Consider the following 12,277-nt stretch of genomic DNA (forward strand, 5'->3'; position numbering starts at 1 on the left):
GCATAGTGAAACCGATCGGTTTACCTTCAAGGGGAAGGGAAACCGATCGGTTTCCATGTCGCGTCCGCTGAGGTTCGGAGAGAGTCATGACCGCAATCGAGGGTTCCGTCGTCCTGGTCACCGGTGGTGGCAGGGGAATCGGCAAGGCGCTGGTGGAAGGGCTCTTCGAGCGGGGCGCAAAGAAGGTGTACGCCACCGCCCGCGACCCGCGGACCGTCAAGGACACCCGGGCCGTACCGCTGGCCCTGGAGGTCACCGACCCCGCCTCCGTCGCGGCCGCCGCGGAACAGGCCGGCGACATCACCGTCCTGATCAACAACGCCGGTGTCTCCATGCACACGTCGTTCCTGGACTCGCCGGTCGACGACGTGCGCAAGGACTTCGAGACGAACTTCTACGGGCCGCTGCTCACCGCCCGCGCGTTCGTCCCCGTCATCGAGCGCAACGGCGGCGGCCACATCCTGAACGTTCACTCCGTGCTGTCGTGGATCGGCCTGGCCGGCTCCTACAGCGCGTCCAAGGCGGCGCTCTGGTCCCAGACCAACTCCCTGCGACTCGACCTCGCCCCGCGCGGGATCAGCGTCACCGGGCTGCACGTCGGGTACGTCGACACCGACATGACCGCGGCGATCGACGCGCCCAAGTCCTCACCCGTGGACGTCGCGGCGCAGGCGCTCGACGGCATCGAGAGCGGGGCCTTCGAGGTCCTCGCCGACGATCTGACCCGCCAGGTCAAGTCCGGCCTGTCGGCCGACCTCTCGGTCCTGTACCCGCAGCTGGTCGCCTGACCGGCGGCCGGTGGACTCGGTAGACCGATCGGTTTCTCCCGGCGGAGTGACGGAGGTAGCCTCGCCCCATGGCCACCACCACGGACAAGACATCCACGAGGGACCGGCTGCTCGACGCGGCCACGGAACTCTTCTACCGCGACGGCGTCTCCCTCGGCGTCGAGGCGCTGTGCCGGGCCGCCGGGGTGTCCAAGCGCTCCATGTACCAGCTCTTCGCGAGCAAGGACGAGGTGCTGGCGGCGAGCCTGGAGCGGCGCGCACCGGAGTACGGGCGGGTGCTGCACGTCGGGCCCGAGGACCCGCGGTCGCCCCGGGAGCGGATCCTGTACGTCTTCGAGCAGCTGGAGCGGGTGGCTGCGCAGGACGACTACCGGGGGTGTCCGTTCCTGTCGGCGCTGGTCGAGCTCAAGGACCCCGGGCATCCGGCCAGTGTCGTGGCCCTGCGGGTCAAGGGGGCCCTGGTCGAGGCGTTCCGCGTGGACGCGGAGCGGGGTGGTGCGCGTGATCCTGAGCTGCTGGCCCGGCAGCTCACGCTGGTCTTCGACGGGGCGAGTGCGCGGGCGGGGGCGAAAGCGGAAACGCTTTCAGGTCTGACGACCACGACGGCGGCGGCGCTGCTGGATGCGGCGGGGGTGAGCTAGACGCTCGGGTGCGGGCCCGGTGGGGGCGGGCCGCGCAGTTCCCCGCGCCCCTGAAAACCGGGGCTGCGCCCCAGCTTTTCCGCTTTCAGGGGCGCGGGGAACGGCGCGACAAGCCCCCACCGGGCCGCACCCGAACACCAGCCGGTCCTTCCTGGGGCGCGGGGAACTGCGCAATCTTTTAGGGGCGCGGGGAACGGCGCAGCCCTCTCACACCGGCGACCCGCCAAGCCACTCGTACGCGACCCGTGCCGTGAACTCCCCCTGCCCGCCCCGGAAAAGCAGCCCCGCCGCGGCGAACGCGGGATCCCCACCCTGGGCCACGACGTACGGCACGGCAATGCACCGCATCCCCGCCGCCCCCGCCGCCAGAACCCCCGGCACCGCATCCTCCACCACCACACACCTCCCCGGCGCGACCCCCAGCCGCCGCGCGGCCTCCAGGAAGACGTCCGGCGCGGGCTTGCCGAGAGCGACCTCCTCCGCCGACACGACGACCCGCAGCCGCTCGTCCAGCCCGGCACCCGCAAGGATCGCCTCGATGGCCGGCCGCGACGACCCCGACGCCACCGCCATCGGCACCCCGTCACCGGCCAGCAGCTCCACGAACGCGCGCATCTGCGGGTAGACCGGGGTCGACGCACGGGCCAGTTCCAGATACCGCCGGTTCTTGTCGGCGAGCAGCACCTCGGCCGGGGCGTCGAGCCCGTACCGCTCCTTCCAGAGCGCGATCGTCTCCTGCGTACTGATACCGACGTACTGCTCGTGGTCGGCCCAGGTGAAGTCCGTGACACCCTGCCCGGCGAGTGTCTGCCGGCCCGCCTCGTAATAGTTCGGCTCGCTGTCCACGAGCGTGCCGTCGAGATCGAAGATGACCGAGATGCCGCCGAGATCGCTCATGCGGTCCAGGATGCCAAGGATCAGTTCCGGGCCGTCCGGCCGATCGACTCCACGAGCGGCAGCACCCGCTGCGGCACCCGTTCCCGTAGCGCCACCTCCGTCCGCGTACGCACGACGCCCGGCAGGCTGATCAGCGCCTGGATCACGTCTTCGAGGTGCCCGTTGTCCCGCGCCACGACCCGCGTCAGCAGATCCCCGCCACCGGTGATCGAGAACGCCTCGATGATCTCCGGTACGGCGGCCAGCGCGTCCCCCACGTCGTCGAGATGCCCCTGGGTGACCTCGATGTGCACGAACGCGAGCACCGGGTGCCCGAGCGCGGCGGGGGAGAGCGAGGGGGCCGTCCCGGTGATCACACCGTCCCGCTCCAGCCGGTCGAGTCGCGCCTGCAGCGTGCCGCGGGCCACCCCGAGGACGCGCGCGTACTCCCGCACGCTGGTGCGCGGCTGCTCCAGGAGCAGCCGGAGGATACGGGTGTCGAGCTGGTCCACGGCCATGGTCCGTTGGTCTCCCTGCGGTCCGGAGTGATCGTTCCCGACTGTACCAATGGCTCAGTGGATCGGTCGCCTGTTGAGCCACCGCCCGTCTCCTGCTTAACGTGAGCGTATCGATGGCGTCGTGCAGCGCCGGACGGCAAGGACGCCGGACCGGACCCACGACGCCATTCCCATGCCTGTGACCGAGTCCGCGCGGTCACGGTCACAGGCTCAGAGGTGTCGTCGACGCGAAACGGGGGCGGGCAGCCGACGGTGAAGAAGATGTTCATGGCTCCGGACCCGGGCCTGCTACGGCTGCGGATCTCGCTGCGCGCGGTACTCGGCATCGGTCTCGCGGTGGCCCTGTCGGAGCTGGCCGGGCTCTCCCTGCCCGCCTCGATCACCGGCGGTCTCACCGCGCTGCTCGCGCTGTTCACGGTCGGCGACGCGACCGTGCGGGGCCAGGCGGTCACCACCGCCCTGCTGCCCGCCGTCGGCTTCCCCGTACTCGCCCTCGCGGCCGTCCTGCACGCGGTGCCGACCGCCCGCGACGCCGTCTGGCTGGCCGTCGTCCTCGGCGGGGTGTACGCCCGCCGCTGGGGCCCCCGCGGTCACGCGCTCGGCATCTTCGCGTTCATGACCTTCTTCATCACCCAGTTCCTGCACGCGGTCCCGGCCCAGCTTCCCCAGCTGTACGCCGCGATGACCCTGTCGCTGGCCGCGTCCTCGGCGGTCCGGTTCGGCGCGTGGTGCATCGAGCGGCGCACTCCGGCACCGGTCGCGCCCGCGCCGCCCACCGGCCGGGGCCTCGCCCGGCCGACCACCCGCCAGGCCTTCCAGGCGACGGCCGCCTGCGCGTTCGCCATCGCCGCGGGCCAGGTCCTGTCGCACGAACGCTGGTACTGGGCCGTCGGCACCGCCTGGTGGATCTTCGTGAACACCTCCTCGCGCGGCGAGACCCTGGTGCGGGGCTTCCGAAGGGTCCTGGGCACCGTCATCGGTATCGCCGTCGGCCTGGTGATCGCCGTCCCGCTGGACGGCGCCGCCGCTCCGACGGCGGGCCTCGTCGCGGTCTGCGTGTTCGGCATCTTCTACGCGGCCGCGGTGTCCTACACATGGATGATGCTGGCGGTGACGGTGATGGCGGGCCTGCTGTACGGGCTGCTGGGGGTGCTCGATCCGGGGCTGCTCCTGCTGCGGGTGCTGGAGACGGGGGCGGGGGCGCTCGGTGCGGCGCTCGCCGTCCTGCTGGTGCTGCCGGTCACCACGCACGCCACCACCGACGCGTGGATCGAGCGCGCGCTGCACTGCGTGCACGCCTGCACCTCCGAGGCCGCCGCCCGTCTGGCCGGGTCCCCGACCGCCGACCCGGCCCGCCATGTCGCCGAGCTGGAATCGCTGCTGGGCCGGGTGCGGCTCTCGCTGGCCCCGCTGGTCCATCCGCTCACCCCGCTGCGGGCCCGCCGGGCGAGGGCCCGCCAGGTCGTCGAACTGCTGGACCGGTGCGCGCTGGAGGTGCGTGGCCTGGCGTCGGTCGCCGCGGACCCCGACGCCTCCCACGACGAGCGGCTCGCCGCCGCGTGCCGGCGGGTGGAGGCGGCGGTGGAGGCCCTGACCGGGCCCGCCGCGGCACACGGCGGGATCGAACTGCCCGCTCTCGCGGCGCACCCCGCAGGCGGTGGGCAGGCGCTGACGCATCTGCACGGTCTGGAGCAGGCGCTGAAGGCACTCGCCGAGCCCTTGCGCAGCCGCCCCGTCACTGCCGTCTGACGGCGCCCCCGACCTCCTGCAGGGCTGTCGCCCGACGACGCCCCCGCCCCCCACGGGCCAGGTCCCGCCCGCTCGCCCCGCCCACGCGTCCCTCCCGTGTGGAGCCGGTGAATTCTCGGTGGAAACGGTGTCGGTGGGGCCGTCTATGCTGCACCCGAAGATCACGCGGGACCACGGGAGGGCGCGGCATGTTCGGCAAGCTGTTCGGCCAGGGGGCGGAGAGACCGGCGGCGGATCCGCATGCCCTTCCCGTCCCGCGAAGACAGAAGAACGGTGTGTACACGCTGCGCGCGCTCGGCGACGCGCGGGTGCTCGCGCTGGTCGAGGCCGCCGACGCGGGTGACTGGGAGGCGCTCAAGGCGGCGCTGGCCCCCTTCGACCTCGGCCGCGACCACCAGGTCCTCGGCGAAGTGGCCGACCTCGACGGCGTACAGGACTGGATCGGGCGGGCCGTCGAGGAGGACAAGGAGCACCGGGCGACAGCCCTGCTGATATCGGGGACGCGCCATGTCGACTGGGGCTGGGAGGCGCGCACCGCCGACCGGGCCGTGAACGTCACACAGGAGCAGTGGCGGCTCTTCCACGAGCGGCTCCGCATCGCCGAGGAGCAGTTGCTCGAAGCCGCCGAGCTGCGGCCCGACTGGGTCACGCCGTGGCGCCGCCTGCTCACCTCCGGCCGGGGCATGTCGCTCGGCACCGCCGTCAACGAGACCCGCCGCGACGCCGCCCTGCGCCGTGACCCGCTGGACCTGGAGACCCACATCGAGTGGGTGTCGCAGCTGCAGCCCCGCTGGGGCGGCGAGCCGGGCCAGGCCCTGGCGTTCGCCCAGGAAGCGGCCGCCCGCGCGCCGCAGGGGCACCGCCTCGGCTGCGTGATCGCCATGGCGTACATCGAGGAGTGGGTGGAGTCGGAGCGCGGCGACTACCTCGAAACCTCCGAGATCCAGGCGCAGTTGAGGGAGGCGGCCGACCACAGCATCCTCCACCCCGCCTATGTGCGGCGCCCGGGCTGGCAGCACGACTACAGCATGTTCGCCATGGCCCTGTCGCTGGCCGGTGAACGCCACACGGTCAAACGGGTCTTCCGGACGCTGGACGGCGCGTACACCAAGTGGCCCTGGACCTACTTCGCGGAGCCCGAGAAGCAGTTCGCCCGCCACCACCGCCGCGCCTGACCGCCGGCCGGCCCCGCTTCCCGCTCCGGCATCTCCCGCTCCAGTCCGTCCCGCTCCAGCCAGTCCTGCTCCAGGACGTCCCGCTCCGGCATCTCCCGCTCCAGTCCGTCCCGCTCCAGCCAGTCCTGCTCCAGGACGTCCCGCTCCGGCATCTGCTGCCCCTCCCACCCCGGACCGCCCGATGACTCTGCCCGACACCGCATCGAACCCGGCCGGCGCCGCCCGCACCTTCCAGGTGGATCTGCGCGGCCTCGTCGACCTCCTCTCCCACCACCTCTACTCCAGCCCCCGCGTCTACCTGCGCGAACTCCTGCAGAACGCGGTGGACGCGCTGACCGCCCGGCACGCCCTCGAACAGCCCGCGCCCGCCGACGCCTTCGGTATCCGCCTGTACGCGAACGGTTCGGTGGTACGCGTCGAGGACGACGGCGTCGGTCTCACCGAGGCCGACGTGCACACCTTCCTCGCCACCATCGGCCGCAGCAGCAAGCGCGCCCTGGAGGCCGCCTCCGACTCCTCGGTCTCCTCCGACGAACCCGTCCGGGGCTGGGGGAAGATCACCGAGCAACGCGGCGACTTCATCGGCCAGTTCGGCATCGGTCTGCTCTCCTGCTTCCTGGTCGCCGACGAGATCCACGTCCTGAGCCGCTCCGCCCGTACCCCCGACGCACCCGCCGTCGAATGGCGCGGACGCGGCGACGGCAGCTACACCGTGCGCACCCTGCCCGCCACCGCCTGCCCCCGGCCCGGCACCACCGTCACGCTCACGCCGCGCGCCGACGCGCGCGAATGGACCGGCCCGGCCCAAGTGCACGCGCTGGCACGGCAGTTCGGCTCCCTGCTGCGCCACCCGGTGACCTTCGACGACGGCAGGGGCGGTGGCACGGGCGACACCGAGGGCAACGGCCAGGGCGTCGCCGTCAACCCCGAGCCCGCGCCCTGGGCCCGCACGTACCCCACACCGGGAGCCCGCTCCCGCGCCCTGGCCGCGTACGGCAAGAAGGTCTTCGGCTTCACGCCGCTCGACACCATCGAGCTGGACCTGCCGGCCGTGGGCCTCAAGGGCATCGCGTGCGTGCTGCCCGAGACGGTGCCCGCCGGACGCCGCAACGGCCACCGCGTGCACGTCAAGGGCATGCTGCTGTCCGAACAGGCAGACGAGATCCTGCCCGAGTGGGCGTTCTTCGTCCGCTGCGTCGTCGACGCCGAGAACCTGCGGCCGACGGCCTCCCGTGAGTCCCTGTACGAGGACGACACGCTCGCCGCCGTCCGCGACGCCCTCGCCGAACGGCTGCGCGCCTGGATCGCCCGGGCCGCCGCCAGCGACCCGGACCTCCTCGCCCGCTTCCTCCACGCCCACCACCTGGCCGTGAAGTCCCTCGCGGTGCACGACGACGAGATCCTGCGGATGCTGCTGCCCTGGCTGCCGTTCGAGACCACCGACGGGCACACCACCCTCGACGAGTTCGCGCGCACCCACCGCACCGTGCTCGTGACGGCGAGCGTGGAGGAGTTCCGGCAGGTCGCCGCGATCGCCTCGGCCGCCGGACTCGGCGTCGTCAACGGCGGCTACACCTACGACCGCGAACTGGTCCACCGGCTGCCCGAGATCAGGCCCGAGGCCAGTGTCGCCGACCTCGACCCGGAGACCCTCACCGCTCATCTCGACCCCGTCGACCGGGAGACGGAACTCGCCGCCGCGGCCTACCTCGCCCAGGCCCGCGACGCCCTCGCGGTCTTCGACTGCGACGTCGCGCTGCGTACCTTCCACCCGGCCTCCGCCCCCGCCCTCCTCGTCGACAGCCGCGAGGCCCGGCACGAGCGCACCCGCTCCCAGCTCGCCCGCGAGCAGGAGGGCGGCCTGTGGGGCGACATCCTCGGCGCCCTGCGCCAGGAGGCCCCACGCGCCCAGCTGATCCTCAACCAGCTCAACCCACTGGTGCGCACCGCCGTGACCATCGGCGAACCCGAACTGGCCCGCACCAGCGCCGAAGCACTGTACGGACAGGCCGCGATGCTGTCCCGGCGCCCGCTGAGGCCCGCCGAATCGAGCCTCATCAACCGCTCGTTCCTCGACCTGCTCGCCCACGCCCTCCGCAAGGACAGCTGACGATGCCCACCGCACCCCACCCGCAGAACACGGACGAGCTGCGCCAGGCGCTCCAGGAGAACGACCGGCGCCCCTACGGCCGCACCCGCACCGTCACGGCCGAGGAACTCGTCGACGCCGCCGAGCGGTTCGACGATCCCGTCACGCTCGTGCACGCGCTCCTCGAACTCCAGGAGGCGTACACCTACGGCTCCGAACCCAGGAAGTCGCCCGTCGTCTTCGCCCGGCTCCTCACCGTCTTCGACGAGCAGCCCGACGTCTTCGACGAACGCCTGCGGCACCTGCTGTTCTGGCGGTTCAAGTGGGTGGCGAACGCCCTGCGCGCACTCCCCGAGATACCGCTGACCGCCCTGCGCCAGTGGCAGCAGGAGATGCGCGACCGCTACGAGAAGGCCGGACTCGGCCTTCAGCCCTACTACGGACAGGCGTACCAGCTCGCCGCGCACACGGGCGAGGACACCACCTCCGCCTACGAGTTGTGGGCGGCCCGCACCCGCACCCAGCTCAGCGACTGCGAGGCCTGCGAGATCTGCGAGCGCGCCCTCCACCACCTCGCGGCGGGCGACGACGAGCGGGCGCTGCGCGCCTGGGAGCCCGTCCTGGCCGGCAAGGAGTCCTGTCAGGAGGAACCGGCCCGCTCCCTGTCGTACGCGCTGCTGCCCCTGCTGCGCACCGGCGGTACCAGGGGCGGCACCGGCAGCGCCGACCGGGCACGCGAACTGCATCTCGCCGGCTACCGCGGCTGCCGCCGCAACCCGTCGATGGCCGGAGAGGTCGGCCGGCACCTGGAGTTCTGCGCGCTGACGGGCAACGAGGCACGCGGACTGGAACTGCTGTCCGAGAACCGCAACCTCTTCGACGAGGTCGAATCGCCGCTGGACCAGCTCGACTTCCTCACCGGCGTGGAGGTCCTCCTCCAGCGCGTCGGACTCCTCGGCCACGACGCACTGCCCACCACCGGGTACGCGGGCCGTACGTGGACGGTGGCGGGCCTGCGCGCCGAGGTGAAGGGCCGCGCCGACGACCTCGCGGCCCGTTTCGACACCCGCAACGGAACCACGGCTCACGCCGACCGCCGCAGGGCCCGGCTCGACCGCGCCCCGCTCCTGGACTCGCTGGAACTCACCCTGCGCCCCCGCGGCCTGGACGACCTGGCCCCGGCCGAACAGGTCGCCGCACCCGCCGCCGCATCCGCCGCCCGCGCGACCACCGCCGTCCCCGAGTCCCTGCCCGAACTCATTGCGCGGGCAAGGGAGTTGGACGAGCAGGGGCACCCGGACGCACAGGCCTGCTGGGCCCGGCTGCGAACGCTCGCCACGGCCCGTGGTTACGTTCACCCCGACGACCCGGCCGTGGGACCGCTCGTACGGCTGCGCGCGGACCTGCTGGCCGAGGAGGGGAACCGGGCGGGCGAGAGGGACGAGTTCGCCGACGCCGCCGGCCTCCACGAGGAGGCCGCGGGTCTGTACGAGGACGCCGGCGCACCCGGTCACGCGGCGCTCGCCCGTGCCTCCGCCCTGCTCGCCACCGCCGAGATCCCCGCGCCGCACGCGCGGGACGCCGACGCGCCACCGGCCGACGCGACAGCCACCGACACGACAGCCACCGACACGACAGGCAGGACAGACACGACAGGCACGCCAGATGCGACAGGCACGCCGACCGCCGGCGCGGACGGGGCGAAGGCCGCCGCGCTGACCGCCGCCCACGCCGCCATGGTCCGTCTCCACGAGGAGACCCCCGGCCTCGCTCCCTACCAGGAGGCCCGCCTGCTGCGGATGCGGGCGACCGCGCTGGGCCTGCGGCTGCAGACCTCGCGCAGCGAGGAGCATGCCGCGCCCGTCTTCGCCGAGGCCGACCTGCTGCACGCGTTCGCCGTCCGGCACGACCTGACCGGGCAGATCTCCAGCGCCCTGCTGCTGCGGGCCAGCACCCACGCCCTCTCCGGCGACCTGCCCGCCGCGGTCGCCGAGATCGACGCCCTGCGCGACCGGCTGAAGGCGCAGGGGCCCGCCTGGCACCTGCCCCGCACACTCGGTCTGCGGGGCCGGCTGCAACTCGGCCTGCGGGACGCGCAGACCGCCTACGCGGACCTCTCCGAAGGCCTGCGCCTGGCCGCGGACTGGCCGGCCGACGCGGTCGGCACCAGCCGCCTCCACGCCGATCTGGCCGAGGCCTGCATGCACCTGGGCCGCCCGGACGAGGCCCTGCGGCATCTGACGCTCGCCGCCGAGGCGGACCTGCGCCACGGCAACCGGACGGACGCGTTCTGCACCTACGGCAACGCGGCCCAGCTCAGCCTCGACCTGGGCCGCGTCGAGGACTGCATCGCGCTGCTCGACTCCCTGCTGGCCGAACCGGACGCCACCTCCGGGGAACTGGACGACCGGCTCGTGGCACAGCTGCGGCTGACCCGCGCCCGGGCGTTGCACGCGGGGGAGGACCTCAAGGCGGCCACCGCGGAGTTCGCCGCCCTCGCCGCCGAGTCGGCGGGCTGGGACGACGACCCGGGGAGCCACGCCATGATCGCGGCGGAGACGGCCGTACTCCTCGGCGAGTCCGGCGAGTTCGGCCGGGCCCGCGAGGTGGTGCACCAGGCACTCGCAGCCCATGCCCGGGCCCCGCGCTACGAGCAGATCAGCAACTGCCTGCGCGAACTGGCCCGGCTCCAGGCGCAGCGGCAGGGCGCCGACGGTCTGGCCGACGCCCTCGCCCTGCTCGCCACCGCCGGCCGGGTCGCCGACGAGGCCCGCACCGCCGGGTACGAGGCACACGGCCGCTCCCTGGACACCGCCCTGTCCTACGAACACGGTCGTGTCAACGCCTACGCCGGCGCGTACGAGGACTCCCTGACCGCTCTGAACAGGACCCTCACGCTGCTGGGCGACCCGGCTCCGGAGCGGATCCGTGTCGAGGAGTGGGCCGAGGAATGGGCCGAGAGCGTCCGCCTGGCGGGAGCGGTGGAAGGCATCTACCTGGAACGCCCCGCTCCCGCCCTCACCCGCATCGAAGCGGCCGTCACCCACCTGGCGACAGCGGGCCACCCCGACCTGACCGAACCACTGCGCTCCCTGGTGTCCCGGCTGAGGGACGAGGAGTGACGCGGGGGAGCAGAGCCGGGCGCGCCACGCCGGTGTTCCCCCGCACCTACGACACGGTGGACCGGCATCCCGCGTGCATGCGCCGTCCGGAGGCGGGCGCCCGGGCGCGGTGAGACGCCCGGGGTTCCGCCCGGTCCAGCCGTTTGGTCTAGGCCATTCGCTGCTACCGTCGCCCCCAGGGACCCGACGGGAACCTGAGAAGGGCGTGGCAATGACGTGGCACCGAGAGGGGACGCAGTGACGGACGGCGGCGGACGGCAGCGACGGGCGTACATCGGCTCCTTCACGGCGGCGGGAGGGCTGGGCGTGCTCACCGCCGCCGTGGACGGGGACACCGGCGCGCTGACGCTGCTGAACGCCGTGAACAGCGTCGCCGACCCCTCGTACCTGGCCCTGTCGCCCGGCGGGGACATGCTCTACGCGGTGAGCGAGACGACCCAGGGCGCGGTCGCCGCCTACCGGGTGAAGGGCGACGAGCCGTCCCTGGCCGGCCCGTTGACGCGGGTCGGCGGCAGCGGGCCCACGCATCTGAGCCTCTTCGACGGCCACGTGCTGACCGCCAACTACGGCTCCGGCAGCGTCAGCGCGCTGCCCCTGCGCCACGACGGGAGCCTCGGCGCCGTCTCCGGAGTGCTGCAGCACGAGGGCGCGGGACCGCACACCCAGCGCCAGCAGGGCCCGCACGCCCACCACGTCCAGCCCGATCCGAGCCGCCGGTGGGCGGTGAGCGTCGACCTCGGCACCGACTCGGTCCGGGTGTGCGCGCTGCGCGACGGCACGCTCGCGCTGCACCGGGAGATCGCGCTGCGGCCCGGTTCAGGGCCCCGCCACCTGGCGTTCCATCCGGACGGCGCACGTGCGTACGTCCTCAACGAACTCTCGCCGACCGTCACCGCCTGCCGCTGGGACGCCGTCAAGGGCGCCCTCAAGCCGGTGGCGGAGACCTCCGTGCTGGCCGGTCTCCCGGACGGCGACGCCTACCCGTCCGGCATCGTCGTGTCGCCCGACGGCCGCTTCGTGTGGACCGCCACGCGCGGCCAGGACGTGATCTCCGTACTCGTGCCCGGCACGCCCGACGAGGGCCTGGAACTGGTCGCCACGGTCCCCTGCGGCGGCACCTGGCCGCGCGCCCTCGCCCTGGACCCGACAGGCCGCTTCCTGTACGTGGCCAACGAGCGGTCGGGGCATGTCGCGTGGTTCCCGGTGGACCCGGACACGGGCATCCCGCGGCGTGGCGGGTCCGTCAAGGCCCCGGCGGCGTCCTGCGTGGTGCTCGACTGACCGCTGCGCCGGGAGGCCGCCGAAGGGCTCCCCACGGC

At 73.3% G+C, this 12,277-nt stretch carries 10 protein-coding genes; 7 read left to right on the forward strand and 3 right to left on the reverse strand.

From position 1 onward, the window contains the following. Positions 1–86 precede the first annotated feature (86 nt). Both ACFWGJ_RS34230 and ACFWGJ_RS34235 read left to right on the forward strand, forming a co-directional pair. Positions 87–788, forward strand: a complete 702-nt coding sequence (locus tag ACFWGJ_RS34230) for an SDR family oxidoreductase (protein WP_384799322.1) — start codon at positions 87–89, stop codon at positions 786–788. 68 nt (positions 789–856) lie between these two features. Continuing rightward, entirely contained in the window at positions 857–1,429 is a 573-nt protein-coding gene (locus ACFWGJ_RS34235) for a TetR/AcrR family transcriptional regulator (protein ID WP_387332395.1), read from the forward strand. Between the two features lie 207 nt (positions 1,430–1,636). Here ACFWGJ_RS34235 and ACFWGJ_RS34240 read toward each other — a convergent pair whose 3' ends face one another. Beyond that, a complete protein-coding gene (locus ACFWGJ_RS34240; RefSeq protein ID WP_387332397.1) occupies positions 1,637–2,326 on the reverse strand; it encodes an HAD family hydrolase in 690 nt (229 codons plus the stop codon). 20 nt (positions 2,327–2,346) lie between these two features. Next, entirely contained in the window at positions 2,347–2,823 is a 477-nt protein-coding gene (locus ACFWGJ_RS34245) for an Lrp/AsnC family transcriptional regulator (protein ID WP_387332399.1), read from the reverse strand. A gap of 261 nt (positions 2,824–3,084) precedes the next feature. Here ACFWGJ_RS34245 and ACFWGJ_RS34250 point away from each other — a divergent pair, with 261 nt between their 5' ends. Continuing rightward, positions 3,085–4,572, forward strand: coding sequence for an FUSC family protein (locus ACFWGJ_RS34250; protein WP_387332400.1), 1,488 nt, complete (start codon positions 3,085–3,087; stop codon positions 4,570–4,572). A 188-nt stretch (positions 4,573–4,760) separates the two neighbouring features. Further along, entirely contained in the window at positions 4,761–5,747 is a 987-nt protein-coding gene (locus ACFWGJ_RS34255; protein ID WP_387332401.1) for a hypothetical protein, read from the forward strand. Here ACFWGJ_RS34255 and ACFWGJ_RS34260 read toward each other — a convergent pair. Further along, positions 5,696–5,899, reverse strand: coding sequence for a hypothetical protein (locus ACFWGJ_RS34260; protein ID WP_387332403.1), 204 nt, complete (start codon positions 5,897–5,899; stop codon positions 5,696–5,698). The genes ACFWGJ_RS34255 and ACFWGJ_RS34260 overlap by 52 nt on opposite strands. Positions 5,900–5,928: 29 nt before the next feature. Here ACFWGJ_RS34260 and ACFWGJ_RS34265 point away from each other — a divergent pair, with 29 nt between their 5' ends. The 3 genes from ACFWGJ_RS34265 to ACFWGJ_RS34275 all read left to right on the forward strand — a co-directional run bounded on the left by ACFWGJ_RS34265 (position 5,929) and on the right by ACFWGJ_RS34275 (position 12,239). Next, entirely contained in the window at positions 5,929–7,857 is a 1,929-nt protein-coding gene (locus tag ACFWGJ_RS34265; protein ID WP_387332404.1) for an HSP90 family protein, read from the forward strand. Positions 7,858–7,859: 2 nt separating this feature from the next. Further along, positions 7,860–10,958, forward strand: coding sequence for a hypothetical protein (locus ACFWGJ_RS34270; protein WP_387332405.1), 3,099 nt, complete (start codon positions 7,860–7,862; stop codon positions 10,956–10,958). A gap of 237 nt (positions 10,959–11,195) precedes the next feature. Next, positions 11,196–12,239, forward strand: a complete 1,044-nt coding sequence (locus tag ACFWGJ_RS34275) for a lactonase family protein (protein WP_387332406.1) — start codon at positions 11,196–11,198, stop codon at positions 12,237–12,239. Positions 12,240–12,277: the final 38 nt, after the last annotated feature.

The organism is Streptomyces sp. NPDC060205, assembly GCF_042728395.1.
In the GTDB taxonomy this organism is placed as follows: Bacteria; Actinomycetota; Actinomycetes; order Streptomycetales; family Streptomycetaceae; genus Streptomyces.

Coding starts and splice junctions, on each gene's coding strand:
- ACFWGJ_RS34260 (WP_387332403.1), bottom strand. CDS start 5,899: ATGCCGGAGCGGGACGTCCTGGAGCAGGACTGGCTGGAGCGGGACGGA.
- ACFWGJ_RS34230 (WP_384799322.1), top strand. CDS start 87: ATGACCGCAATCGAGGGTTCCGTCGTCCTGGTCACCGGTGGTGGCAGG.
- ACFWGJ_RS34240 (WP_387332397.1), bottom strand. CDS start 2,326: ATGAGCGATCTCGGCGGCATCTCGGTCATCTTCGATCTCGACGGCACG.
- ACFWGJ_RS34235 (WP_387332395.1), top strand. CDS start 857: ATGGCCACCACCACGGACAAGACATCCACGAGGGACCGGCTGCTCGAC.
- ACFWGJ_RS34245 (WP_387332399.1), bottom strand. CDS start 2,823: ATGGCCGTGGACCAGCTCGACACCCGTATCCTCCGGCTGCTCCTGGAG.
- ACFWGJ_RS34250 (WP_387332400.1), top strand. CDS start 3,085: ATGTTCATGGCTCCGGACCCGGGCCTGCTACGGCTGCGGATCTCGCTG.
- ACFWGJ_RS34265 (WP_387332404.1), top strand. CDS start 5,929: ATGACTCTGCCCGACACCGCATCGAACCCGGCCGGCGCCGCCCGCACC.
- ACFWGJ_RS34255 (WP_387332401.1), top strand. CDS start 4,761: ATGTTCGGCAAGCTGTTCGGCCAGGGGGCGGAGAGACCGGCGGCGGAT.
- ACFWGJ_RS34270 (WP_387332405.1), top strand. CDS start 7,860: ATGCCCACCGCACCCCACCCGCAGAACACGGACGAGCTGCGCCAGGCG.